Raw genomic sequence first — 25,944 nt, 5'->3', positions numbered from 1 at the left:
CTCATGAGCACGAATGCGATCGAAACTCTGCAGTTCAACTGCACCACCTGCCCCTCCGAGTGCCTCCTGACCGTGGAGGTGGAGCGTGACACAGACGACGCCGTGGTAGAGGTGCGCTCCGTGACCGGCAACAGCTGCCCGCGCGGTGATACGTTCGCGCATCAGGAGCTCACCTGCCCCATGCGCGTGCTCACCACCACCGTAGCCGTATCCGGCGGCGACGAGGCGCTGCTACCCGTGCGCACGGCCGAAGCCATCCCGCTCGAACTCCATGCCCAGGCCATGGACCTCATTCGCGGCCTAGTCGTCGACGCCCCCATCCGCATGGGCGACGTAGTCCTCCCGAACCTCCTAGACACCGGCACCGACCTCATCGCCAGCATGGACATCGACCCCGCCTAATCAGCTCATTTAGGACCGGGCTCTTTTAGCTACCCCGCCATCCACCCCGTCCCTCCTGAATTGCGGTGAAATAGTTCCTGATTTCCGCCAAAACCCCGGTATCCAGGAACTATTCCACCGCAACTATCATTGGAATCGGTATTTAGCCTGTGCCTACTTTAGTGCCATTTCAAAACTATGCCGGATTACGGGGCTGATTCGGAGACCCCCATCCATACCGGCAATTATCGATTTTTGATAAGTCCTCTACCTGCGGTTTTAATTTCGCGATTTTTCCCATGGTCAAGCAATACAGGTCCAGCCCCGTAATCCGCCATAGTTTTGAAAGCAGCCCATTTGGGACGGGACCATATTGACTACTTTTACCTATCAGCCCGCATGTTTGACGCAGCCAAAATAGCCCCGTCCCAAATTGACTACCCTGGCATTGGGGATACCATGGTGGCAACCTAGCGAAAGGACGATGTATGGCACATATCGATGGCCAGCGTGTGGCGCGCGTGCTCGATGCGCTCGAGGCTCAGCACCTCGGCGCGCAGCTGCTCGTGAACGACCCGTGGTCGATCTACTATCTGACCGGCTTTTATGCCGATATGTTCGAGCGTTTTTGTGGCGTGCTGCTCGCGCGCGATGCCGAGCCCGTGATCTTGGTCAACGCCCTGCATCAGCTGCCCGAGTACGATAATGCCCGCGTGGCCTACCACACCGACACCGACGTCGCGACCGACGCCATCGCACGCGAGATCAATCCTGCCAAGCCACTCGGCATCGACACCGTCATGCGTTCCGGCTTTTTGATGCCCCTTATGGATCGTCACGCCGCGAGCGAGTTCTTCCTAGGCGACTTTGCCGTCACCGCCGCACGCACCCACAAGGACGAAGCCGAGCAGGAGCTCATGCGCGCGTCCTCGGCCGCCAACGACACTGTGATGGCCGACGCCATCAAGCTCGTCCACGAGGGCGTAACGGAACGCGAAATTGCCGACCAGATGCTCGGCCTGTACCGCAAGCACGACTGCGAGGGCTTTAGCTTTCCGCCCATCGTGAGCTTTGGCGCCAACGCCGGAGACCCGCATCACGAGCCCGACGGCACCGTACTCAAGCGAGGCGACGTGGTGCTGTTCGACATTGGCGGACGTCGCCGCAACTACTGCTCGGACATGACGCGCACGTTCTTTTGGGGCGAGCCGGACGAGGAGACGGCACACATCTACGACATCGTGCGCCGCGCCAACGAGGCCGCCGAGGCGCTCATCGCGCCGGGCGTGCGCATGTGCGACCTGGACCGTGCCGCGCGCGACGTGATTGAGGACGCTGGCTACGGCAAGTACTTCACGCATCGCCTGGGCCACTCGATCGGTCTGCAGGACCATGAACCGGGCGACGTCTCGCTGGTCAACGAGCAGGTCGTAGAGCCAGGCATGACGTTCTCCATCGAACCGGGCATCTACCTCCCCGGCCGCACCGGCGTCCGCATCGAGGACCTGGCCCTAGTTACCGAGTCCGGCGTCGAGATCCTCAACGCCTACCCCCACGACCCAGTCCGCCTAGGCTAGCCAATGTGCCAAAGGGACAGCCCCGTTGACACATTCCGTTAACGTCGCACCACGAAAACGGGCTATCTACTACGTTTAACCCGCATGGGTCGACCATGCAGGTCTTTTTTGAAAAATGGCGAGCCCTTTACCTGCGGTTTTAATTTCACAATGCCCCGCGTGGTCGAGGGTAGTCGGTCAAACGTAGTAAATAGGCCCATTTCGTGGCAAGCGAGTCAACTCGGGGCACAGGGCAGCCAAAAAGCCCCGTCCCAAATTGACTGCTTTTGAGTTGCGGTGATATACGGACTGTTTGAGGCTCCTGGCTTGTAAAACAGTCCGCATTTCACCGCAACCGCTGAGGGGATGGGTTAGCGCAGCAGGCCGGCTACTTCGCCGGCTAGGGTGATGGTGCCGGCGGCTACGAAGGACTCGCCCGCGGCATCGAAGGCAGCGAGGGCCTCGGGCACGCTCGGATATACGCCCGCGAGCTTGTCGGCGTCCACCAGGGAGACAAGCTCCTGTGCGGGCAAGGCGCGATCGGAATCGGTCTGGGTTACGACCACGCGGGGGAACGCCGGAACCAGAACGTCAACGATACCCGCCACGTCCTTATCGGCCAGCGCGGCACACAACAGCGTGGGGCGATTCTCCACGCACGGATCGATCTCGTCCAGCGCACTCACAAAGTTCTCGCAGCTCTGAGGGTTATGGCAGGCGTCGATCAGCTTGAGCGGATCGGTTCCCAGCACATCAAAGCGACCCGGCGTGGGGCAGCCCATAAGCGAAGCGTCGAGCGCATCGTGGTCGAGCTCGCGGCCAAGATAGCCCTCGCACAGCATAATCGCGCACGCAGCATTCTGCGGCTGATACGCCGGCTTAACCATACTCGACGTATAGATGGCACGCGGCGTAGTACAGCTAAACTCCACGGTATCGCCTACATGCGCCGGTACCTTGGTCGTGGAATGGCTCACCACCAGCGGCACCACACCGCACTCGCGGCAGCGCGTATCCATTACGCGCTGAACGCTCGGCTCATGCGTGCCCTCGCCCAAAACAACCAATCGCCCAGGCTTAATAACCGCAGCCTTCTCCCCCGCAATGGCCTCGAGCGTATCGCCCAAAATACGTGTGTGATCGAGCCCAATACCCGTAATGGCGACGGCCACGGGATCAGTCGCACTCGTAGCATCCCAGCGTCCGCCCATGCCAACCTCAAGCACGGCAACATCCACGCGAGCCTCGGCAAACACCACAAGTGCAGCAGCCGTCAAAAGGTCAAACGGCGTGATGGTATAGGCGCGCTCCCCCGCCGCCACACGACGGGCATTCACTCGATGCCCCGCCTCAACAGCGGCCGAAACGCCACGGGCGAATGCCTCATCGCTCACGACACATCCATCGACTTCCATGCGCTCGGGATAGCGTACCAGCTGTGGCGACGTATACAGCGCGGTCTTGAGCCCCTCACCACGAAGAATGGCAGCCGAAAAACGCGTAGTCGAAGTCTTGCCATTGGTGCCGGCAACCTGAATGCAATCAAAGTACTCGTCCGGACGTCCCAGCTCATCAAGCATATCGACAACCGTCTCGAGCAGAGGCCCAGCATCCCCAGAAATCCGCCCCGTATCAGCAGCCAGCCCAACAGCCTCATCAAACGAAAGCAAATCAAACTCAAAAGGAACGGTATACAAGCCGGAACGCTTAGGCATTTTTAGAACCGCCATTCATAGAAAAATAAAACAGTATAGGTTGAGGATAGTCAGCGAAAACGCCTCTGATGAGCCAAGGTGCCGTGAAACAAGGGCGCATAGGGCTTATGCCCATGCGCCCGAAGTTGAACGGCAGATTGGCCATCAGAGGCGTTTGCAGCGTCGAGTCAGCCGCCGTTCGTTAGAACGGCGGAATAAGTGTTCGCAGTAGCGAGCAAGGCGTCGGGACGCGCCCCCCAGTAACGCCTACGAGAAGTCAGCAACCTGAGCAGTCAGCGCCGCCAGGATCTCCTTGAGCTCAGCTGCACGGTCCCTCTTCTTCTGGACCACCGCGGGTGCGGCCTTGGCCACAAAGCCCTCGTTGGCAAGGGTCTTCTCGCAGCCAGCAAGCTCCTTCTGGGCCGCGGCGATCTCCTTCTCCAGGCGTGCCTTCTCGGCCGAAAGGTCAACCTTGCCCTCGAGCACCACAAAGACCTCGACACCGCTATCGACCACGGCAATGCTCGCAGCCGGCTTCTCAACATCGGTGCCCATGACCAGCGAAGCGGTGTTCGCCAGCGGCTCAATCGTGGAGCGCAGGCTCTCGAGCTTCTCGATGTCCTCGGCACCGGCGCGCACGACCACGTCGAGCTCCGCCTTGGGGCTTAAGCGATAACGCGAACGGGTGGCACGGGCGGCGGAAACGACGGCACGGCACAGCTCAAACGCGCGCTCGGCGGGCTCGTCGACGTACTTGGCGTAGTCGGCGGGCTCGGGCCACTTGGCGATCATGAGCGCCTCGGCGCGGTTCACGTTGCCCTCGGCGTCCAGGTCGAGCACGCTCGCCGGCATGTTGTCCCAGATCTCCTCGGTGACAAACGGCATAAGCGGGTGCATCAGGCGAATGGAGGTGTCGAGCACAAAGATCAGGTTGCGCTGCGCCTGTAGACGGCCCTCGCCCTTCAGACGGGCCTTGGTGACCTCGACGTACCAGTCGCAGACCTCGTTCCAGAAGAACTGCTGCAGGCCGCGGGCCATGTCGCCAAAGGTGTAGTTCTCAATACCCTCGGTGACCATCTTCACGGCCTTGGCCAGGCGGCTGAACATCCAAGCGTCGGCCGGCGTCTCCACGACAGGCTCGCCGGGCGTGTAGCCCTCCATGTTCATGAGCAGGAAGCGGCTGGCGTTCCAGATCTTGGTCACAAAGCTCTTGGCCTGGTCGGTACGCGGGCTGTCGATGAGCTTCTTGGTCTTCTTGTCGATGTTCGCGTCAAACTTGACGTCCTGGTTGTTGGTGCACAGCGTGAGCAAGTTGAAGCGCATGGCGTCGGCGCCGTACATGCCAATGAGGTCCATGGGGTCAACGCCGTTGCCCTTGGACTTGGACATGCGGCTGCCGTCCTTGGCCAAGATCGTCGGGTATATGACGACGTCCTTAAACGGCACCTCGTCCAAGAAATACAGCGAACTCATGACCATGCGGGCGACCCACAGCGCGATGATGTCGCGTGCGGTGACGAGCGCCGTCGTGGGGTGATGGCCCTCGAGCAGCTCCGGCTTTTGCGGCCAGCCCTGCGTGGCGAAGGTCCACAGCTGCGAGCTGAACCAGGTGTCCAGCACGTTCTCGTCCTGATGCACGTGATGGCCGCCGCACTTGGGACACACATCGGTGTCCTCGGTGAGGGCGTCCTCCCAGCCGCAGTCCTCGCAGTAGAACACGGGAATGCGATGGCCCCACCACAGCTGGCGCGAGATGCACCAGTCCTTGAGGTTTTCCATCCAGGTGGTGTAGGTCTGCGTCCAGCGCGCGGGGTGGAAAGTGACCTTGCCGGAGTTGACGGCGTCGAGCGCCGGTCCCTTGAGCTTGTCGACGGCCACAAACCACTGCTCGGACAGCCACGGCTCCAGCGCGGAGTCGCAACGGTAGCAGTGCATGACGGAGTGGTCGAGGTCCTCGACGTGATCGAGCAGGCCGTGCTCCTCAAACCACTTGATGACGGCCTCGCGGCACTCCTCGCGGTTCATGCCGGTGAACTCGCCGTAACCCTCGACGACCACCGCGTGCTCGTCGAAGATATTGATCTGCGGCAGGTCGTGGGCCTGACCCATGGCGTAGTCGTTGGGGTCGTGGGCCGGGGTGACCTTGACGAAGCCGGAGCCAAAGTTGGCATCGACGTGCCAATCCTCAAAGATGGGAATCTCGCGGTCGACGATGGGGAGCTTGACGGTCTTACCCACGAAGGCGGCCTTCTCGGGATCCTTCGGGGAGACGGCGACGCCCGTGTCGCCGAGCATGGTCTCGGGGCGCGTGGTGGCGACGACGATGTAGTCCTGGCCGTTAACCGGCTCGGTCAGCGGGTAGCGCAGGTGCCACAGGTGACCCTTCTCGTCCTTATACTCGGCCTCATCGTCCGAAATGGCGGTGGTGCAGTTGGGGCACCAGTTGACGATGCGCTTGCCGCGGTAGATCAGACCGTCGTGGTACCAGTCGCAAAAGACCTTGCGCACGGCCTGCGCGTAGTCCTCGTCCATGGTAAAGCGCTCGTTATCAAAGTCGACGGAGCAGCCCATGCGCTTGATCTGCTCGACGATGATGCCGCCGTACTCGTGGGTCCAGTCCCAGCAGGCGTCGACAAACTTATCGCGACCGATCTCCAGGCGGCTGATGCCCTCGCTCTTGAGCTTCTTGTCGACCTTGGTCTGCGTGGCGATACCGGCGTGATCGGTGCCCAGCACCCAGCGCGTGGACTTGCCGCGCATGCGGGCCATACGGATGATGGCGTCCTGGATGGAGTCGTCAGTAGCGTGACCCATATGGAGCTTGCCGGTCACGTTGGGAGGCGGAATGGTGACGGTGCAGTCGCCCACGCCCTCACGGCGCTTGTAGTAGCCGCCGTCGAGCCACTTCTGCAGGATCGCCGGCTCGTTGGTCGACGGATCGTAGTTCTTGGGCATTTCTTCCATATATCTCTCCCTGTCCCGCCGGCGTGTCCGCCTGCTTGGTTTTCGCTCGGTCAAGTCCTGGCTCGCACGAAGGCCACATTAAGTGGCCTTCGGCTCGTGCGGAATCTACGAAAACCAAGCAGGCGGACACGCCTTAGGTATCGATTACTTCAGTCTGAAGATACTAGCTAAACAATCTCACAGAATAGCACAGGCATACCTACCAAAAAGGGACAGGTTTATTTTGGCAGGTTTTATCAGGCAGAATGACGTTTGCCCATATAAAACCGACCAAAATAAACCTGTCCCTAAAAGGCAGGTCCCGCAGTGGTTGCCGCGGGACCTAAACGGGCGCTATTTACCCATAGATGCGCTGGGGCTGTTCTTCGCCCTTTACGGAGGCTTCGGTCACGATGACCTTGGCGACGCCTTCCTCGCTGGGGAGGTCGAACATCGTCTGCTGCAGCACGTCCTCGCAGATGGAGCGCAGGCCGCGGGCGCCGGTCTTGCGGGCGAGTGCCATGCGGGCGATCTCGTGCAGCGCCGCGTCCTCAAACTCAAGCTCAACGTCCTCGAGCTGGAACATCTTGCGGTACTGACGCACCACGGCGTTCTTGGGCTCGGTCAGAATCGACACCAGGTCGTCCTCGTCGAGCGCCTGCGTCTGGGTGACAACGGGCGTACGGCCCACGAACTCGGGGATCATGCCAAAGGCGTTGAGGTCCTGCGGGAGCACCTGACGCAGCAGGTCGTTCTCGTCGACCGAGGTGGGGCCGGCGATCTCGGAGTTAAAGCCCACGCCCTTGTTGCCCACGCGGTCGGCGATGATCTTGTCCAGACCCACAAAGGCACCGCCGCAGATAAACAGGATGTTAGTCGTGTCGATCTGCAGCAGCTCCTGCTGGGGATGCTTGCGGCCACCGGTAGGCGGAACGCTGGCCACCGTGCCCTCAAGAATCTTAAGCAGCGCCTGCTGCACACCCTCGCCCGAGACATCGCGGGTAATGGAGAGGTTCTCGGCCTTGCGGGCAATCTTGTCAATCTCGTCCACGTAGATAATGCCCACCTGAGCGCGCTCAATGTCGCCATCAGCGGCGTTGATGAGCTTGAGCAGGATGTTCTCCACATCCTCGCCCACGTAACCGGCCTCGGTAAGCGCGGTGGCGTCGGCGATGGCAAACGGCACCTCGAGAATGCGGGCGAGCGTCTGGGCGAGCAGGGTCTTACCGGTACCGGTGGGACCGAGCAGCAAAATATTGGACTTGGCGAGCTCCACCTCGTCCATATCGGTGTCGAACTGCGAGCCCATGCTGTCGTCAAAAGCGGACACCGCGGCGCCGCCCTCGATCACGCGGCGATAGTGGTTGTACACGGCCACCGACATGGCGCGCTTGGCGTCCTCCTGCCCCATGACATAGGCCGAAAGCTCGTCATAGATCTCGTGCGGCGTCGGCACGTGCGTGATGACCTGGCGGTCGTCCTCGAGCTCAAAGCCCTCGGCCTCGGGGTCCACGGCGGGCTGGGATGCAGCCTGGCCGTGGTCGTTGAGGAAGCCCGGCAGCTTGCCGTTGCGGGCAGCGTCCATAAAGTCCGAAGCCAGCGACTCCTCAAGGATCTCGGAACAGGCGGCGACGCACTCGTCACAGATAAAGATGTTGGTCGGGCCCTTTACGAGGCGACGGACCTGGCCCTGCTCTTTTCCGCAAAAGGAGCAGCGGATGGGGTTGCCGTTCTCGTCAAAGTTGTCCTGCATGTTACCTGCCATCCTAGGCATCCTTCGCGGCGAGATCTCGCGAGGTGACGATACGGTCAATCAGGCCGTAGTCGAGGGCCTCGGCGGCGGTCAGGTAGTTGTCGCGCTCGGTATCGGCCTGGACCTTCTCGATGGGCTGGCCCGAGGCATCGGACAAGATCTGGTTGAGCTCGCGGCGGGTCTTCTTGATCTCCTCGGCCACAATCTCAATCTCGGTCTGCTGACCCTGGGCACCGCCGCTGGGCTGGTGAATCATGACTTTGGAGTGCGGCAGGCAGAAGCGCTTGCCCTTAGCGCCGGCCGAAAGCAGCACGGCGGCCATGGACGCGGCCATACCGACGCAGATGGTGGAGACCTGCGGCTTGATGAAGTTCATGGTGTCAAGAATCGCCAGGCCGGAGTAAACCTCGCCACCGGGCGAATTGATGTAGAGCGAGATATCCTTCTCGGCATCCTGGCTCTCAAGATGCAGCAGCTGGGCAACGACCAGGTTGGCGCTGACGGAGTTGATCTCCTCGCCCAAGAAGATGATGCGGTCGTTGAGCAGGCGCGAATAGATATCGTAGCTGCGCTCGCCGCGCGGCGTCTGCTCGATAACGTATGGCACGAGGGCGGAATCGAACTTAGCGATCATACGCATCTCCATTTCTCTCTTGCGGACCAAATTGGTTCTAGATAAACGTACGGTGCCCGCATGCTATGCATTGGCTGGCACCGTACGAAGCAACCGGATAACCGGCTATTAACTTTACCCCATCACGGGCACATACATGCGCTCGCGGGCAAGGTGGCGAGAATTACTCGGCGTCCTTGGCGGTCTCGTCGACCTCGGTCACCTTGGCGTTCTCGACCAGGTGGTCGACGGCCTTGGAGCGACGGATGGACTCGCGGACGGCAGGCATGCGGCCATCGGCGATGAACTCGGCCTTGGAAGCCTCGACGTCCTTGACGCCGGCCTTCTCGAACTCGGCGTTGATGTCGTCCTCGGTGACCTCAATCTTGAGCTCACGCGCGAGGGCGTCCAGAGCCAGGGACTCACGGGCAACGTCGTTGGCCTGCTTATGCAGGTCGCCGATGAACTGCTCCATGGTCAGACCGGAAGCGGGCAGCCAGGTGTCGAGCGTCATGCCGCGGGCAGCGAGGTTGGACAGGAAGTTCTGGCCAAGCTCCTCAAAGACGGACTGCTCGTAGTCGGCGTCCATCTCGTCGAGCTGCAGACGCTCGGCGAGAGCGGAGACGCAACGGTTCTCCTTCTCGGCCGGCAGGCGGGAAGCCTTGTCCTGCTCAATCTCAATCTTGATGGCGTCGCGCATGGCGTCGATGCTGTCGAAGCCAAAGTCGGACTTGACGAGCTCGTCGGTGAGCTCGGGGGTGTTGCGGACCTTGATGCCCTTGACGGTGACCTCGACGGTGTGGGTCTCGGCCTCCTCGCCCTCCTCGGCCTCGTCGGTCCAGGTGACGGACTTGACGTCGTCAACGTTGGCGCCGATCAGAGCCTCGTTGAACTCGGCGGGGTTGCTGTCGCTACCGGCGATGAGCATACGGCCCTCGGCGGCAAAGTTGTCGGCGTTCTCGACGGCCTTGAGGTCGACGGTAACGTAGTCCTCGGACTCGACAGCGCGGCCCTCGACATCCTCGAAGGTGGCACGGTAGTTGAGGAGCATCTCGACCTGGTTGTTGATCTCGGACTCGGTGACCTCCGCAGGGGGCATCTCGATCTCGACAGCGTCGAAGGAGGAGAGCTCAGCGGCGGGACGCAGGGAGAACTCGACGGTGTAGGTGTAGTCCTCGTGATCCTTGGCGAGGTCGAGCTCCTTGTAGTCACCGCTCTTGGTGGGGACGATGTCCAGCTCGTTGAGGACGGCGGGCTCGTTGGCGGCGATCAGGTCGTTGGTGGCCTGAGCGAGGGTAGCCTCGGCGCCAAGAGCGGAATCGATGACCGGACGGGGAGCCTTGCCGGCACGGAAGCCCGGGAAGCGGTACTTCTTGGCGGTGTCCTTGTAGGCCTTCTTGATCGCGGCGTCGACGTCGGCGGCCGGGATGGTGACCGTAGCGGTGAGCTTGGCGTCCTTGACGTCAGAAGCGGTGATGTTCAACACGTTCCTCCTCATACTGCCCAGCTTATCTGAGGTGCTGGTACCTTTATGCAACAAAGAGTCGCGACGGCCGAAGCCGACGCAGATGCGTTGGTGCGGGCGAAAGGACTCGAACCTTCACGGGAATCCCACCAGAACCTAAATCTGGCGCGTCTACCAATTCCGCCACGCCCGCATGAGCGCACAGACTAGGAATGATAGCAGATACGAACGACAAGCGCACGCACACGTTTTACAGGCTCACGACCTCACCACGAGTGCGAAAGGCGGGGCGAGTTGCCCCGCCCCGCCCATTACGACTTGTTCGCCGACCCGCTACTCCCCCAGCAGGGCCTTCTCGGGCGTGATCGGCAGCGAGCGCACCTGGTGGCCGGTGGCGTGTGCCACGGCCGAGGCCACGGCGGCGAGCGGCGTGTTAATGACGACCTCGCCGATCGACTTGGCGCCAAACGGGCCCGTCGGCTCGTAGCTCGGCTCAAAGGCCACGCGAATACTGCCGATGTCCAGGCGCGTGGGCAGCTTGTAGCTCATAAAGTTGCCGGTGCGCAGGCGGCCGCGGTCGTCGTGCTCGACGATCTCGTAGAGCGCGTGGCCGATGCCCTGGGCAATGCCGCCCTCGGCCTGGACGCGCGCGAGTGCCTCGTTGATCACGGTGCCGCAGTCCACAGCCGCCGCGTAGTCCACCACAGTCACCTTGCCGGTGGCCTTGTCGACCTCGACCTCGGCAATGCCGGCCATAAACGGCGGAGGCGAAACGGGCAGGCAGGCAGAGGCATGCGAGGTGAGCGCGTCGCCGCCCGCGATGTTCTTGACGCACAGGTTGGCAAAGTCGCGCAGCGTGAGGTAGCGGTTCTGCTCGCGCGCGGCGCGCTCGTCGGACAGGCGCACGTACTGGCCATCAAAGACCACATCGGCGGCGTCCACGTCCCACATCTGGGCGGCCTTGGCGCAGATCTTCTCGCGCAGCTCGGTCGCGGCGTTCTTGGCTGCCAGGCCCGTCACGTACGTACCCGAGCTCGCGTACGAGCCGGCATCGAACGGCGACACGTCGGTGTCCACGCCGCGCACCACAATGAGCGAGCTCTCCACGCCCAGCTCCTCGGCGGCAATCTGCGCCAGGATCGTGTCGACGCCCATGCCGTTATCGGTGGCGCCGGTGCCGATGGAAATGAAGCCGTCCTCTTCCAGGCGCATGTCGATGCCGGCGATATCCACGTTGGAAATGCCCGAGCCCTGCATGGTGAGCGCACAGCCCAGAGCACGCACGCGGTCGCCCAGGTCGACGGCCAGCGGCTTGTCGCGCCAACCGATCATGTCCATCGCGCGCAGCAGGCAGCGGTCGAGTGCGCAGGCGTTGAGCTTTTCGTTGTAGTACTGCGTCATGATCTCGCCCTCGCGCACGATGTTCTTAAGGCGCAGGTCGGCGGGGTCCATGTGCAGCATGTCAGCGAGCTCGTTGACGGCACTCTCCACGGCAAACTGGCCCTGGGTGGCACCGTAGCCGCGATACGCGCCGCCGCGGTTGGTATTGGTGTAGACAGCGTCCCAGCTAAAGCGGCTCGCCTTCACGTGGTTGTAGATGGGCAGGCTTTTGTGGCCCGAAAGGCCGATCGTCGTGGTGGCGTGCTCGCCATAGGCGCCGGCGTTGGACAGCGTGTGCAGGTCGATGGCCGTGATGGTGCCGTCGTTCATGGCGCCCAGCTTAACGGTCATCTGCATCTGGTGGCGCGAGTTGCCCGCAGTGATGGTCTCCTCACGGGTGTAGCAGCAGTAGCTCGGACGGCCGGTCTGCTGCGTCACAAACGCAACGAAGATCTCGCAGCAGCCCGTCTGCTTGGAGCCAAAGCCACCGCCGATGCGCGGCTTAATGACCTGCACCTGCGACTGCGGAATGTCGAGCGACTGCGCGACCATGCGGCGCACGTGGAAGGGCACCTGCGTCGAGGTGGTCACGGAGATGCGCCCAAACGCGTCGGTCGTCGCGAAGGCGCGGAAGGTCTCCATGGGCGCGGTCTGCGTGGCCTGGCTGGTGTAGGTGCGCTCAAAGACGATGTCGCTCTGGGCGAAGGCCTCGTCCAGGTCGCCAAAATCGCTGGTACCGCTGCACACCAGGTTGCGCGGGACATCGCCGCCCTGCGGGAACATAAAGGTCACGTCGCCCTCGGGGTGGACCACGATATCGTTATCGAGTGCCTGGGTAAAGTCGAGCAGGGGCTCGAGCACCTCATAGTCGACCTTGATGAGCTTGAGCGCCTTGTCGGCAGCCTCCTCGGTCTCGGCAGCGACGATCGCCACCTCCTCGTTTTGGTAGCGCACAAGGTTCTCGAGAATCAAACGGTCGTAGGGACTCGGCTGCGGATAGCTCTGACCGGCGATAGTAAAGCGGCGCTTGGGCACGTCCTCGTAAGTGTAGACGCCCACGACGCCGGGCACCTTCAGGGCGCGCGACGTATCGATGGAGCGGATCTTGGCGCGGGCATAGGGGCTGCGCTTGAGTTTGACGATCAGGGCCCCGGCGGGCACCATATCGCCCGTGTAGACGGGACGGCCCTCGAGCAGCGCCTTCGAGTCCTTCTTGGGCTGCTTATGGGTGATCTGCTTGTACGAGACACCGTCGCAGCTGGTGTCGTTGACCGGCAGTTCGGGCATCTCAAAGCCCACCTGCACGCCGGACTCGTTGAGGAAGCGGACAATGGCGCGCAGCTGGCTCTCGTAGCCGCTGCAACGGCAGAGGTTGCCGGCGAGCTGGCGCGACAGCTCCTCGCGCGTGGCGACGAGGCTCGGGTCCTCCTTGGCGGCGCGGGCAAGCGCCAGCACGTTCATGATAAGGCCGGGGGCGCAAAAACCGCACTGCTCGGCGCCTTCGGCAGCCATCGCGCGGGCAAGCGCCTCGGACTCGGCCTTGAGACCCTCGAGCGTGGTGATGGTGTGGCCCTCAACGCGGGCGGCGGGAACCGAGCAGCTCAGCACCGGGTCGCCGTCGAGCCACACCGTGCACAGGCCGCAGTTGGTGGTCTCGCAGGCGCAGCGCACCGACGCACAGCCCTGCTCGCGCAGCAGCGCAAAGAGCATAGTGTCGGGGGCAATCTGAACCTTGACCTTACGGCCGTTGAGCGTAAAGGAAAGATCGATGAGTTTGGTAGCCATTAGCGCACCTCGCTAGAATCGACGCCGGGCACGCGGCGGCAGGAATACTCGTCCGTGGCAAACTTAGGCACTTGCACGGTCTCGAGCTCGCGGGCAAGCGCGGCCGAAAGCTCGATGCCGGCGGCGCGGCGAACGGCCTGCACGGCAAGCGGCGCCGAGATGCGGCGGCGGTAGTCGGCCGAGCCCCACATATTGGTGCCGTAGCTCAGCGCGCGCACGGACGCAGCCAGGGCGCGCAGCTCGTCCTCGGAAGGCTGCTCGTTGGTGAGACCACACGCCTCGCCCTGCAGCAGGGTTGCGCGCAGCGGGCGGGCGCCCACGGTGACGTGCCAGGTGTTGTCCCACCAGGCGGCGGTGACGTTGAGCGAGGGGAAGTCGGTCGCGGCCTTGCGCACGGCCTCGTAGCTCGCGCGGTAGTCGTGCTTGACGACTACGACGCGCTCGATCACGTCGCGCACGTAGCCCATATCCACGAACTCGGCGAGCGGCACGCGGCCGGCGCCCGTCAGCTCAACATAGGAATCGAGCGCGAGGAAGGCAGAGAGAACGTCCGAGAAGCCAAAGCGACCGTAGATGCTGCCGCCCACCGTGGCGGTATTGCGCAGCTGCACGCCCACGATATCGTGGACGGCGAACTCAAAGACATTGTTGACAAGCGCGTTGAGCCCGGCATGACGCTCGAGCTGGCGCAGGGTGCACATGGCACCGATGCGAAACTCGGTCTCGGTCTCCTCGATCTGATCGAGTCCGCAGGCCGAAAGGTCAATCGCCGTCGCCACGCGACGCGAACCCAGACGCATCCAGATGCCGCCGCCCACAATCTTGTTGTTGCGGTTCTTCTGTAAGAGCTCATAGGCTTCGGCCGCGTTTCCAACACGGACGTAGGTACCGAACTTGAGCACGTTCTCCCCCATCTCTTCACTTGTCCAGTGTCCTCTAGTGTACCAAACGAGGGCGCACGGCCCTCACCACCATAGAAAAAGGCTCCCGGCACAAATGCTGGGAGCCTCATCAGTTGCTATGTCAAGCTGGATTTAGCAGACGCCCTGGGCCATCATGGCGTCGGCGACCTTCAGGAAGCCGGCGATGTTGGCGCCCATGACAAAGTTGCCCTCCTGGCCATACTCCTTGGCGGTGTCGTCCACGTTGTGGAACATGCCACGCATGAGCTGCTCGAGCTTGCCGTCGACCTCGTCGAAGGTCCAAGACAGGTGCTCAGCGTTCTGGCTCATCTCAAGGCCGGACACGAGCACGCCACCGGCGTTGGCAGCCTTACCGGGCATAAAGGCGACGCCGTTCTCCTGGAAGTAGGTCGTGGCCTCGATGGTCGTGGGCATATTTGCGCCCTCGCCGACCACCTTGCAGCCGTTGGCGACGAGCGCCTGGGCGTCCTCGAGCAGCAGCGTGTTCTCGCGAGCGCAGGGCAGCGCGATGTCGCAGGGCAGCTGCCACACGCCGCGGCCGTCGCCCTCGTGCCACACGGCACCGGGCTTCTCGTCAACGTACATGGCGAGCGTGACGCCCTTATCATGGCCGGAACGCTTCTGGTTGTAGACGTGCTCGAGCACGGAGTAGTCGATGCCGTCGGGATCCTCGACCCAGCCGTGGGTATCGGAGCAGGCGAGCACCTTGCCGCCAAGCTGGGAAACCTTCTGGACGGCGTAGATAGCGACGTTGCCGGAGCCGTGAACGACGACGTTCTTGCCCTCGAAGGAGTCGCCGCGGCTCTTGAGGTACTCGTCCACAAAGTAGACCAGGCCGTAGCCAGTGGCCTCGGTACGGGCGAGCGAGCCGCCAAAGGAGAGGCCCTTGCCGGTGAGGACGCCGGTCCACTCGTTGGTCAGACGCTTGTACTGACCGAACATGTAGGCAACCTCGCGGCCGCCAACGCCAAGGTCGCCGGCGGGGACGTCGGTGTTGGGGCCGATGTGGCGATAGAGCTCGGTCATGAAAGACTGGCAGAAGTGCATGATCTCGTTGTTGGACTTGCCCTTGGGGTCAAAGTCAGAGCCGCCCTTGCCGCCACCCATGGGAAGGGTGGTCAGGCTGTTCTTGAGGATCTGCTCCAGACCCAGGAACTTGAGCATGCCCAGAGTGACCGTCGGGTTAAAGCGCAGACCGCCCTTGTAGGGTCCAATGGCAGAGTTGAACTCGACGCGGTAACCGCGGTTGACCTGGACCTTGCCCTGGTCGTCGACCCAGGGAACACGGAACATGACGATGCGCTCGGGCTCGACGAGGCGCTCCAGCAGGGCGGCCTCCTCGTACTCGGGGTGGGCGTCGAGCGCCGGCTGGATGGTGCCGAGGATCTCGGTCGCGGCCTGGATGAACTCAGGCTGCTCGGGATAGCGGGCCTTGAGCTCGTCGAGAACTTTCTGCGTGTAGCTCATGCTTCCTCCAATTGATGGAAAAGAAAGGTGTCGTTCGCGGCGCCCCATGCGCCGTGAGCTTTATCGAGTATGGATAATATCGCACTGTTGCTACAAAGTTACGAATAAGGCAACGAGCGGATGTTTCATTTTGATTACGATGCAGGTAGATAGCTTTTTGACCGCCTGACGAGCAAATCGCGTGTTTCGAAGCTGTTTCGTCCACGTGGTCCATACCACCACAAAGAGGACAGGCACCTTTGTGGCGGTTGGCAGGATGCGTTGGCGGGAACGTATGTGAATCGAACACATCCAAGACGTTTTGCACGCCTCACAACGGTTTTGAGGACCGCGGGGCCCACCGGAGCCCATCCGTTCCCAAACGTGGCGGTATTTTACCAAACGCGCAGTGTCGCGCCACGAAAACGGCCCATCTACTACGTTTAACCAGCAAGGGTAAACCATACCCACTTTTTCGTAACATCGGCAAGTCATCTACCTGCGGTTTTGTTTTTGCGGTTTTTGAAATGGTCGAGGGTAGTCACTTAAACGTAGTAGATAGGCCGGTTTTGTGGCGAGCGGCGATTCGGAGCCCTAGCGCAGGGATCTGAGACCGCCGGCCTCCTTGTTGAGCGTCGTAAAACGCACCGCATCCAGGTGCTCCAAGATGCTAATGGCTCGTTTGCGCGACACGCCTAAGGCCTCGCGCAGCACACTCGTCGTGGCAACGCCGCCAGCAGCCTCGATAGCCGCGGCGACGACCTCACGTGCATGGGCCTCGGCGGCGGCAGACAAGGCAACGTCGCGTTCGATCTTAACGATCGCGCGGTTGAGCGAAAGCTCGCGCAGGGCACGCGTCATGGTGTCGCGATCGAGCTGCAGACGCTCACCCACCTCGGGCAGTGTCGCCGCACCGAGACCCGCCTCGTCGAGGGCGGCCACGATGCGCTGGCTCGCCTCGCGCACCACACGTATCGCCGCAGCGGCAGAGTGCGGGTCGAACACCTCGGCACCGTCGACGGTGCACACGCCGCGCGCACAGCCCTCGAGAACGAGCGCGGACGCAATGTCTTCGCCCGCTGTCGGCCAGGCGGCATGCGCGACCTCGCCCGGCGTGAAACCCGTCTGCTTGGGCGCGGCCCCGTGCATGGCGGCCAACGTGACGGAGAGCGTGGCGAGGGCGGCATCGAGCACAGCGGGGGCGGCATAGAGCTCCTCGGTCGAGCGCTCGGCATGAAGCGCCACGGCGTCACCCGAGGAAACCGCCCCGTGCAGGAGCGCAGCCGCCTCGGCACCCGAAAGATCGAGAGCACGGGCTGCGGCCGCGGCAGGCACAGGCAGGCGCTGCAGCCCCAACCATGCGGCAACGGCGGCGGCGCGGTCGTCGGCATCCAGGGCCCCGAGCAGCGCGCACTCGCCCGCGGAGAGGACGCGCGAGCGGCGGCACCGCGAAAGAAGAACACGACCGCCGCCGATAAGCACCACCGGCGAGAACGCGAGCACAATGAGGCCGTCGCCTGATCGCACGGGAAGGCGCTCCTCCAGACGGACCTGCACGATGCGGGTCTCGCCAGCCTCAATGGGTCCCTCACCCTCCATGAGCATGACACGGCCAAGGACCTCCGCCGTACCCGCCATCACATGAACGCGCGTACCGGACTCGAAGGGCGCGGGCTTGGTGCCCTCGCGCCCCAGATACGTGAAGCGGGCGATGAGTCTGAGCGTCAAGCCCTCGGCACCAGACCCGCAGAGGACCTCGCCACGCGGAAGGTCGCCCGCACCGTCGCCCACGATGTTGAGCGCCGCGCGCTGTCCGGGCAACGCCCGAGGAGTATCACCATGCACCTGAATCGCGCGCACGCGGCAGCGCACGCCCGCGGGACATGAGACGAGCTCGTCGCCCACCGCTACGGGGGCATCGTGAAGCGTGCCCGTGACGACCGTCCCGGATCCCTTGATGGTGAAGCAGCGGTCGATGGGCAGGCGCGGGGCCAGACCGGGGCGCACCGGGCGGGATGCGGCATCGGCCAGGAAAGAGTCGATGGCGGCATCGAGGGCAAGGCGAACGTCCTCGATGCCCACGCCCGTGCGCGAGGAAACAGGCACCACGGGCGCATCGGCAAAGACGGTATCGCTGAGGAAGTCCATCACGTCGAGCTCGGCGAGCTCCGCCGTCTCGTCATCGGCCAGATCGCGCATCGTGAGCGCCACCACGAGGTGCCTCACGCCCAACAGCTCCAACACGTACACGTGCTCTCGCGTCTGCGGCATCACGCCCTCAACGGCAGAAACCACCAGCAACGCAACGCCCACGCCGGTGGCACCCTGTACCATCGCGCGCAGGTAGTGCGCATGCCCGGGCACGTCGACCAGGCCGACAAGCTTGCCGCTGGGAAGCTCGAGCTCGCCAAAGCCGAGCTCCGTAGTCATGCCTCGGCGGCGTTCGACCTCCAGACGGTCGGGATTTTTGCCGGTCAGCGCCTCGATAAGGGCCGACTTTCCGTGGTCGACGTGTCCTGCTGTTCCAACGACAACGGGACATTCGACAAGCTCACGCGCAGTCATCGACGCAAACCAGCCCGCACGGTATCCGCCAACGCAGACGCACACAGATCAAGGTCGGTATCGTGCAAAAGCGTGCGAACGTCAAACAGCACCTGGTCGTGGCGCACGCGTGTCACAACCGGCGTATCGGGCTCCTGTACCATAGCGCGCTTTAGGCCATCGGCGGATAGACGCCCATCGACGGGACAGACGGCAACGCAAAATGTAGGGAGCTCGACAGTCGGCAGCGATCCGCCGCCGGGAGTAGAGGCGCCCTCGACAACCTGCAGCTCCACGGCCTCCTCGCACTGAGCCTCGCGAAGCTTGCGCAGCATGCGGTCGTGCAGGCGCTTGGCCTGACGCTCGAGCGGAGCCGGCGCAGCGGAAAGCATGTTGAGCACCGGGATCTCACGATGTGCCGCATCGGGACCGGCCACATACAGACGCAGGGTGGCCTCGAGCGCCGCGAGCGTGAGCTTACCGGGGCGAAGCGCGCGCATAAGCGGATGAGAGGCGCAGGCGGCGATTGCCTGGGCGCTGCCGAGGATGATGCCCACCTGCGAAGCACCGAGCAGTTTGTCGCCCGAGCACGAGACGACGTCAACGCCGGCGCCAAGAGACACGGACGTGGGCCTCTCCCCCGCATCGGCGAGTACCCCATCTGCAAGCAAAGCGCCTGAGCCTTGGTCCTCGTAAAGCAACAGGCCATGTTCATGCGCCAGCGCAGAAAGCTCCGCCACGGAAACCTCCTCGTGGAAGCCCTCGATACGGTAGTTGGAAGGATGGACTTTGAGGATCATCGCCGTGTTGGGCGTGATGGCGTTTCGATAATCATCCAGATGTGTGCGGTTGGTAGAGCCAACCTCGACAAGCTTGGCACCCGAAGCCGCCATGATGTCGGGGATGCGGAAGCTGCCGCCCACCTCGACAAGCTCGCCGCGGCTCACGATGACCTCTTTGCCGAAGGCATGCGCGGCAAGCACCAAAAGCACCGCGGCGGCATTGTTGTTGACAACTAAGGCGTCCTGCGCCCCCGTGAGCGTGCGCAGCAGACGCGCGGCATGCTCTTTGCGGCCCCCGCGAGCGCAGGTTGAGACGTCATACTCAAGCGTGCTGTAGCCTCGGGCGACATCGGTCACCGCCTGCACCGCCGCGGGAGCGAGCGGAGCGCGGCCCAGATTGGTGTGAATCACAACGCCCGTCGCGTTGACGGCAGGGCGCAGGGTCGGCAGCGACAGGCGATGGGTCCGCTGCTCAATTGCCAAGGCGAGCTCGCGCTTGTCCCTTGCAGGGGCGCCGGAGCGAATCGCCGCGCGCTCGGCATCGAGCTCGGCGTCAATCGCCTCGCGTACCATCGTGTCGCCTGCATCGCCAGCAGCCTTCATGACCGGCCACTCGGCAAGCAGCTCGTGAACGGCGGGAATGGAACGCAGGCGGCCGCGCACCTCGGCAGACATGGATTCGCAGTCGCTCATGAAAAGCCTTTCGACATGTTCAATAAAAAGCTGGTCCCCCGCGATCGTCATCGGGCAAATAAATACCGGCGCGCACGCAAAAGGGACAGGTCCATTATGGCAGCTCGTGGCAAGACGTCGAAGCGCCTCGTCTAAAACCTGCCAAAATAAACCTGTCCCTTTTTGGTCGGTTATGGCTTGGTGGCTTTAGGCCTCCTTATTGGCGTAGATAAACCAGTAGCCCAGCGCCACGATCAGGGCGCCACCCACGATATTGCCCAGCGTGGCGACCGTAAGGTTGAGCGCCAACCCGGCAGCGTTGAGGGCATCGGCGCCAGCGACATCGGCTCCATAGCCGCAGGAGTGCATCAAAATGCCCATGGGCAAAAAGTACATGTTGGCAACGCAGTGCTCAAAACCGCAGGCTACAAAGGCAGCTATGGGCAGCAAAATGCCCACGACCTTGTCGACCACGGTCTTGCCGGCAGTGCCGATCCATACGGCCAGACACACAAAGATGTTGCACAGAATGCCTCGGAAGAAGATGGTAACGGCGCCGATCGTAACCTTACCGGCGGCGACACTCACCATGGTGTTGGCGACGGCCTCGCCGTTGAGTTTGTAAATGGCTGCCATGTAAATCAAAAAGACAACGAACAGGGCGCCGGCAAAGTTGCCGATCCACACAATAGCCCAAGCCTTGAGCATCTGGACGAGCGTGATCTTTTTGCTCTTAAGCGCGCAGACCATAAGCGAGTTGCCGGTAAACAGTTCCGCGCCGCAAATGAGCACTAGCACCAGTCCCAGGCAAAAAGCAAGACCGCCCACGAAGCGCTGGGCGCCCCAGCCAAGCGTGGGATCGCTCAGAAAGACCGTGAAGAACAGGCCGCCGAAGGCGATGAACGCGCCGGCGAACATGGCGAGCAAAAAGGCCTTCGAGGCAGGCAGACTGGCCTTGGTAACGCCGGCGGCCTCGGTCTTGGTCTCGATTGCGGCAGGCGCCAGGCAGTCGGGGTTGGGGTATTCTGCCTTGAAATCTGCCATGTCAGTCACTTCTTTCCTAATCAGCAGGGACGAGCATTGCCAATGCAAAGGCCCCGCGTCGGACGGTCAAAACAAAACAGGTCAGAAGTAAACGTACCTCTGACCTGCAAATTACTTGGAGCGGGCGACGGGAATCGAACCCGCGTCATCAGCTTGGAAGGCTGGGGTTCTACCATTGAACTACGCCCGCAAGATATGGTCGGGACGACAGGATTTGAACCTGCGACATCCTGCTCCCAAAGCAGGCGCGCTACCAAACTGCGCCACGTCCCGAAGGTGTTGAGCAGCTAAGGTCTAAACCTTGCGTGTCCCAAAGCGAAGGAAATTATAGGGGAGACTCCCCGCCTGTGCAAGCGACGATACCCTAGCTCCTCGAATGTGCGACAAACCGGCTGTGGAGCAGGCCAATCACAAACGCCACCACGGCAACCGGCGCCCATGCGGCTCCAATGTCGGCCAGCGGCAGCGCATCGAACGGCAGCCACACGCCTGCAAAGAACGCGTCGCGGATCGAGGTGATCACGCTCTGCACCGCGACAACGCCGCCGACCCAGACCCACACCTGCGGATGCGCGTCGCAAAAACCGTGCACTAGGCCCATAAGCACCAGAACAATTGCAACAGGGTACAGGGCGTTGAGCATGGGCACCGAGAACATGAGGATCACGTCGAGGCCCACGTTTGAGAGCACGCACGAAAACGCCGCGAACACAAAGGCGAGTATCGCAAAGGGACGGCGCATGGCCTCCTCGGAAGCCTCTGCTCCCCCTTCGACCACATACGTCTCGCAGAAGTAACGCGAGCAGCAGCTGATGAGGCCGATGCATACGTTCATGCAGGCGAGGAAGAAGATCGCAAAGACCACGACCGTGCCGGCAAGGCCAAAGTGCATGGAGGCCGAGCGGGCGAGGATGGCGGCTCCGTTGGTGGCATCGGGCATCACGGTGCTCAGCTGCGTGCCGGCAAGCGCCAGACCGCAGTAGATGATGGCCATGAGCACACCAGCGATCACGCCGGAGCGCGAAATCTCGAAGGCCACGCGCTTGTCGTCGGTAACGCCCAGCTCGTGGATGGTCTCGGCGATGATGATGCCAAAGGCGAGCGACGCGAGCAGGTCCATGGTCTGATAGCCGGTCAAAAAGCCCTGCACGGCGGCACCGGCATCGTAAGGAGCCTGCGGCGCGGCAGCGGAACCCAGCGGCGAGACCACGGCAGCGCCCACGACCAATACGATAAGGGCGATGAGCGCGGGGCCCGTAATGCGGCCGAGCACGCGCGTAATGACACCCGGGCGCAGCGTGAGCACAAAGGCGACGGCAAAGAAGGCGACGGCAAACACCAGGCGGGCCGTGCCGAGCGAGACACCCTCGGGCAGCAGCGGCACCAGCATCTCGAAGGCCGTGGAGCTCGTGCGCGGAATGGCCAGACACGGACCGATAGCCAGATACACCGCCGCGACAAAAAACTCGCCAAACTTGGGGTGCACACGACCGGCAAGCTCGCGCGCCGTTCCGGCAAGTGCCACGGCGATAAAGCCCATGACGGGAAGGCCGATGGCGGCAATCAGAAAGCCGAGCATGGCGAGCGGCGTGGCAGAGCCCGCCTGCAGCGCCAGCAGCGGCGGAATAATGAGGTTGCCGGCGCCAAAGAGCATCGAGAACAGGGCGATGCCGACGGTGAGGACATGGTCGGAGCGCAGACCGCGCGGGGCGGATGATGCCATAGGACCACCTTTCGGGTCGAAACAAAACGGGACGGGCAAAAGACCCGTCCCGCAAGTATATACGCTTTAGCAGGCTAAATCGTGCAGAGCGTCAATCGCGGTGTCGACTTCCTCGTCCGTGTTGAAATACCCAAACGAGAAGCGAACGACACCCTGGCGCTCGGTCCCCAGTGCGCGGTGCATGAGCGGAGCGCAGTGGGCGCCGGGGCGCGTCGCAATCCCCCACCCTTGCATGAGCGCGTCCGAGACCTCGGCCGAATCGATATCGCCCACGTTAAGCGAAACGATCGCCGAGCGCACGGGCTGGTCAAACGCACCGTAGAGCGCAATGCCGGGAATGTCGCGAACGCCGGCGAGGAAGCGCTCGGCAAGCGCACGTTCGCGTGCCGCAATCGCCTCTACCCCGCCCTGGGCCTCGATAACGTCGAGGCCGGCGGAAAGGCCGGCGATACCGTGACCGTTGAGCGTGCCCGCCTCAAGACGCGTGGGCCACTCTTGCGGCTGCAGCGCATCGAAGCTGCGCACGCCCGTGCCACCCATGGCCCAAGGAGCCACGTCAATGCCTTCCGCCACGGCTAGGCCACCGGTCCCCTGCGGGCCCATGAGCCCCTTGTGGCCGGTAAAGCACACCACGTCGAGCCCCATGACCTGCATATCGATATGCGCCGTGCCGGCAGACTGCGAGGCATCGACGATCACAAGCGCGCCGGCCGCATGGGCCATGGCAGCCACGCGTGCAATGTCGGCCGCGTTGCCGGTCACATTGGAGGCGTGTGTCACCACCACGGCACGCGTGCCCGGCGTGACCAGCTGCTCGAGCTCGTCGTAGTCGAGCACGCCGTTCGCGTCGCAGCCCGCATGCTCAACAGTCACGCCCTGCTCTGCCGCCAGGCGGTTGAGCGGACGCAGCACGGAGTTGTGTTCGAGCACCGTCGTGACCACACGATCGCCGGGGCGCACCACGCCGTTGATGGCGGTGTTGAGCGCCGCCGTGGAGTTGGGCGTAAAACAAATATGGTCCACCCGCGGGCAGCCCAGCAAGCGCGCAAGCTTGGTGCGGCAGCTGTGGATGGTGCGCGCCGCGTCGAGCGCACCCGACGTGGCGCCTCGCCCAGCATTGCCGAGCGAGCACATCGCCTGCACCACGGCATCGATGACCGCCTGAGGTTTGTGCATGGTCGTCGCCGCGTTATCCAGGTAGATCATCGCACGACCTCCCACATATCGATCACAGTAAAGCCCTCGGTGGGAACGTCCGCCGCGGCAAGCTCGCTTCGCAGCAGTGGTTCATTTTCAGGCAGGGCTTTCCATGCCAGGCCGCAGCCGGCAGCAACCTCTCCGGGTACGGGAATCGTTCGCCCGGGAAGGCCACGCTCACGGCACAGAGACTCGCAGCCCATGGCGGCCGCCGTGGTGGGAAACGTGATGACAAGCGCCGGGCGCTTTTCTCTCATGGCAATCCCACCCAGGCGCTACGGACGCACGACGCGGCCGGCCTGCTCCATCTTTTCGACGATCACGTACATGTTCGTGACATCGCCCACGGCAAGCTGGTCCTTAATGCCAAAGTGGTCGAGGCAGGTGCCGCAGGTAAGGATCTCGACACCCTGCTCGGCCAGGCCCTTGAGGTCGTCAAGCACCGGCGACCCCTCGACGGTGAGTTTGGCGCCGCCGTTGTAGAAGAGCATCGTGGCGGGCAGCTCCTCCTGCTGCGTCACGGCAAAGATAAAGGCCTTCATGAGCTTGTGGCCCAGCTCATCGTCGCCGCGACCCATGCAATCGGTGTAGACGGCCACGACCAGCTTGCCCTTGCCGGCGCTGGCGTCGCAGAAAGCGGCGCCGTCCTGCTCAGGATCGGCCACGGCAACGGCGCCGGCGGTCGCCACGATCACGTGCCACTCGGCATCGGCGACCTTCTCGACCGAGGCCGTGCAGCCCTTTTCCTGTGCCATCTTGGAGATGTTCTTGACGGCCGTCTCGTTGTCGACCGAGGTCACGACAACACCCTCGCCATCAAGCTGCTTCAGAGCTTTGAGCGTCTTGACGACGGGCAGCGGGCAGGCATCGCCCATGGCATTGACTTCAATTTTGGTAGACATAGCAAATCCTTTCAAAAGGGACCGCCCAGAACAGTAGACGGTCGCATAAACGGTTTTCCTTAATGCACAACGTGAACGGCAGGACCACCCGGCACCGCCTCGCACACGCGGCCGATTGTGGCGGCAACGCGACCTTCGGCATGCAGGCGGCGGGCGAGCTCATCCACATCGGCAGCAGGCGCTGCGATGAGCAGGCCGCCCGAGGTCTGCGGATCGTACAGCGCATCCAGCATTCCCGGCTCCAGGTCATCGTCGGCCGCCACGCGCGGGCCAAAGAAATCCTGGTTGCGGTAGGCGCCGGCAGGGATAATGCCCAGACGCGCCATATTGAGCACCTGGTCAAAGAGCGGCACCGCCCCCGACGCGAGCTCAATCTGCACGCCCGAGCCCTCGGCCATCTCGCACGCATGCCCGATCAGGCCAAAGCCCGTGACATCGGTGCAGCCGTGAAGCTCGAGTCCCTCGGCCAGGCGAATCGGGGCCTCGTTGAGGGTGCGCATCGAGTCAAACATGGCTGCGGCCTCGTCCTGCTCGATGAGCACGCCCTTAATGGCCGTGGTGATAATGCCCGAGCCGATCGCCTTGGTCAGCAGTAGGACATCGCCCACGCGCGCACCGCTGTTGGCGAGCATGCGGTCGAGCGCGACAAAGCCACTCACGGACAGGCCGTACTTGGGCTCGTCGTCGTTGATGGTGTGGCCGCCCGCGATGGTGCAGCCAGCCTCGACGCACTTGTCGGCGCCACCCGCCAGAATCTCACCTGCGACCTCGACGCCCAGGCAACTGGGAATGCACAGCAGGTTCATGGCATGGCTCGGTCGTCCACCCATGGCATAAATGTCCGACAGCGAGTTGGCCGCCGCGATCTGACCAAACAGGAACGGGTCGTCGACCATCGGCGGGAAGAAGTCGACGGACTGCACGAGGCCCAGGTTTTCGCCAACACGAAAAACACTCGCATCGTCGGAGGTATCGAACCCCACGAGCAGGTTGTCGTTATGCACATTGGGTAAGTCGCCCAGGACCTGGGCGAGGGCTCCAGGAGCCAACTTAGCGGCTCAACCGCTCGCGGCAGTCATAGACGTGAGCTTAATCTGATCGTCAGCCATCGATACCTCCTCTCATCGGTCAATCATTTCCT

The 25,944-nt window shown here is 62.9% G+C and carries 18 protein-coding genes, 4 tRNA genes and 1 pseudogene; 2 read left to right on the top strand and 21 right to left on the bottom strand.

The features are described 5' to 3' along the window. The first annotated feature begins 3 nt into the window (after positions 1-3). Positions 4-402, top strand: coding sequence for a DUF1667 domain-containing protein (locus DXC67_RS04880; protein WP_117637572.1), 399 nt, complete (start codon positions 4-6; stop codon positions 400-402). A gap of 467 nt (positions 403-869) precedes the next feature. Further along, a complete protein-coding gene (locus tag DXC67_RS04875) occupies positions 870-1,958 on the top strand; it encodes a Xaa-Pro peptidase family protein (RefSeq protein ID WP_199410612.1) in 1,089 nt (362 codons plus the stop codon). 350 nt (positions 1,959-2,308) lie between these two features. Here DXC67_RS04875 and DXC67_RS04870 read toward each other — a convergent pair whose 3' ends face one another. The 21 genes and pseudogenes from DXC67_RS04870 to selD form a co-directional block, all read right to left on the bottom strand. Beyond that, a complete protein-coding gene (locus DXC67_RS04870; protein ID WP_117637571.1) occupies positions 2,309-3,652 on the bottom strand; it encodes a folylpolyglutamate synthase/dihydrofolate synthase family protein in 1,344 nt (447 codons plus the stop codon). 246 nt (positions 3,653-3,898) lie between these two features. Next, the gene (locus DXC67_RS04865) at positions 3,899-6,595 is read right to left on the bottom strand and encodes a valine--tRNA ligase (protein ID WP_117637570.1); all 2,697 of its coding nucleotides are present in this window, start codon (positions 6,593-6,595) and stop codon (positions 3,899-3,901) included. A gap of 337 nt (positions 6,596-6,932) precedes the next feature. Further along, on the bottom strand, positions 6,933-8,339 hold the full coding sequence (clpX, locus tag DXC67_RS04860; RefSeq protein ID WP_117637569.1) for an ATP-dependent Clp protease ATP-binding subunit ClpX: 1,407 nt from the start codon (positions 8,337-8,339) through the stop codon (positions 6,933-6,935). Position 8,340: 1 nt separating this feature from the next. Then, positions 8,341-8,961, bottom strand: a complete 621-nt coding sequence (locus DXC67_RS04855; RefSeq protein ID WP_022095182.1) for an ATP-dependent Clp protease proteolytic subunit — start codon at positions 8,959-8,961, stop codon at positions 8,341-8,343. Between the two features lie 163 nt (positions 8,962-9,124). Then, complete coding sequence (tig, locus tag DXC67_RS04850) at positions 9,125-10,426, bottom strand: trigger factor (protein ID WP_231501567.1); 1,302 nt, start codon at positions 10,424-10,426, stop codon at positions 9,125-9,127. Between the two features lie 88 nt (positions 10,427-10,514). Then, positions 10,515-10,598: transfer RNA gene (locus DXC67_RS04845), tRNA-Leu, on the bottom strand. Between the two features lie 140 nt (positions 10,599-10,738). After that, complete coding sequence (locus DXC67_RS04840; RefSeq protein ID WP_369831361.1) at positions 10,739-12,949, bottom strand: xanthine dehydrogenase family protein molybdopterin-binding subunit; 2,211 nt, start codon at positions 12,947-12,949, stop codon at positions 10,739-10,741. A gap of 177 nt (positions 12,950-13,126) precedes the next feature. After that, positions 13,127-13,495 (bottom strand): annotated as a pseudogene (locus tag DXC67_RS10805) ((2Fe-2S)-binding protein); the annotation flags it as partial. Positions 13,496-13,569: 74 nt separating this feature from the next. Beyond that, positions 13,570-14,472 carry a xanthine dehydrogenase family protein subunit M gene (locus tag DXC67_RS04835; RefSeq protein ID WP_199410610.1) on the bottom strand — a complete coding sequence of 301 codons (903 nt, stop codon included), beginning with the start codon at positions 14,470-14,472 and terminating at the stop codon, positions 13,570-13,572. A gap of 132 nt (positions 14,473-14,604) precedes the next feature. After that, positions 14,605-15,960, bottom strand: coding sequence for an NADP-specific glutamate dehydrogenase (gene gdhA / locus DXC67_RS04830; RefSeq protein WP_117637565.1), 1,356 nt, complete (start codon positions 15,958-15,960; stop codon positions 14,605-14,607). A gap of 262 nt (positions 15,961-16,222) precedes the next feature. Then, positions 16,223-16,319 (bottom strand) — tRNA-Sec (locus DXC67_RS10375). A 214-nt stretch (positions 16,320-16,533) separates the two neighbouring features. Continuing rightward, positions 16,534-18,504 carry a selenocysteine-specific translation elongation factor gene (selB, locus tag DXC67_RS04825; RefSeq protein WP_117637564.1) on the bottom strand — a complete coding sequence of 657 codons (1,971 nt, stop codon included), beginning with the start codon at positions 18,502-18,504 and terminating at the stop codon, positions 16,534-16,536. Then, positions 18,501-19,958, bottom strand: a complete 1,458-nt coding sequence (selA, locus tag DXC67_RS04820) for an L-seryl-tRNA(Sec) selenium transferase (RefSeq protein WP_117637563.1) — start codon at positions 19,956-19,958, stop codon at positions 18,501-18,503. The genes selB and selA overlap by 4 nt, the downstream gene beginning before the upstream one ends. Before the next feature lie 186 nt (positions 19,959-20,144). Further along, complete coding sequence (locus DXC67_RS04815; RefSeq protein WP_117637562.1) at positions 20,145-20,981, bottom strand: formate/nitrite transporter family protein; 837 nt, start codon at positions 20,979-20,981, stop codon at positions 20,145-20,147. A 116-nt stretch (positions 20,982-21,097) separates the two neighbouring features. After that, positions 21,098-21,171: transfer RNA gene (locus DXC67_RS04810), tRNA-Gly, on the bottom strand. Between the two features lie 6 nt (positions 21,172-21,177). Continuing rightward, positions 21,178-21,254, bottom strand: a tRNA-Pro gene (locus DXC67_RS04805). 91 nt (positions 21,255-21,345) lie between these two features. Then, the gene (gene brnQ / locus DXC67_RS04800) at positions 21,346-22,704 is read right to left on the bottom strand and encodes a branched-chain amino acid transport system II carrier protein (RefSeq protein ID WP_117629431.1); all 1,359 of its coding nucleotides are present in this window, start codon (positions 22,702-22,704) and stop codon (positions 21,346-21,348) included. Positions 22,705-22,770: 66 nt separating this feature from the next. Continuing rightward, the gene (locus DXC67_RS04795) at positions 22,771-23,910 is read right to left on the bottom strand and encodes an aminotransferase class V-fold PLP-dependent enzyme (RefSeq protein WP_117637561.1); all 1,140 of its coding nucleotides are present in this window, start codon (positions 23,908-23,910) and stop codon (positions 22,771-22,773) included. After that, complete coding sequence (locus DXC67_RS04790; RefSeq protein ID WP_117629429.1) at positions 23,907-24,158, bottom strand: DUF3343 domain-containing protein; 252 nt, start codon at positions 24,156-24,158, stop codon at positions 23,907-23,909. Before DXC67_RS04790 ends, DXC67_RS04795 begins: the two co-directional genes overlap by 4 nt. Before the next feature lie 18 nt (positions 24,159-24,176). Continuing rightward, positions 24,177-24,803 (bottom strand): sulfurtransferase-like selenium metabolism protein YedF, encoded by a 627-nt coding sequence (gene yedF, locus DXC67_RS04785; protein ID WP_117637560.1) that lies wholly within the window; start codon positions 24,801-24,803, stop codon positions 24,177-24,179. Between the two features lie 59 nt (positions 24,804-24,862). Continuing rightward, positions 24,863-25,912, bottom strand: a complete 1,050-nt coding sequence (gene selD, locus DXC67_RS04780; protein WP_117637559.1) for a selenide, water dikinase SelD — start codon at positions 25,910-25,912, stop codon at positions 24,863-24,865. Between the last annotated feature and the right edge of the window lie 32 nt (positions 25,913-25,944).

The organism is Collinsella sp. TF07-1, from assembly GCF_003437235.1.
Taxonomy (GTDB): domain Bacteria; phylum Actinomycetota; class Coriobacteriia; order Coriobacteriales; family Coriobacteriaceae; genus Collinsella.
Note: the sequence above shows the minus strand (reverse complement) of the source record. Positions and strands in the feature narration are given on the sequence as shown.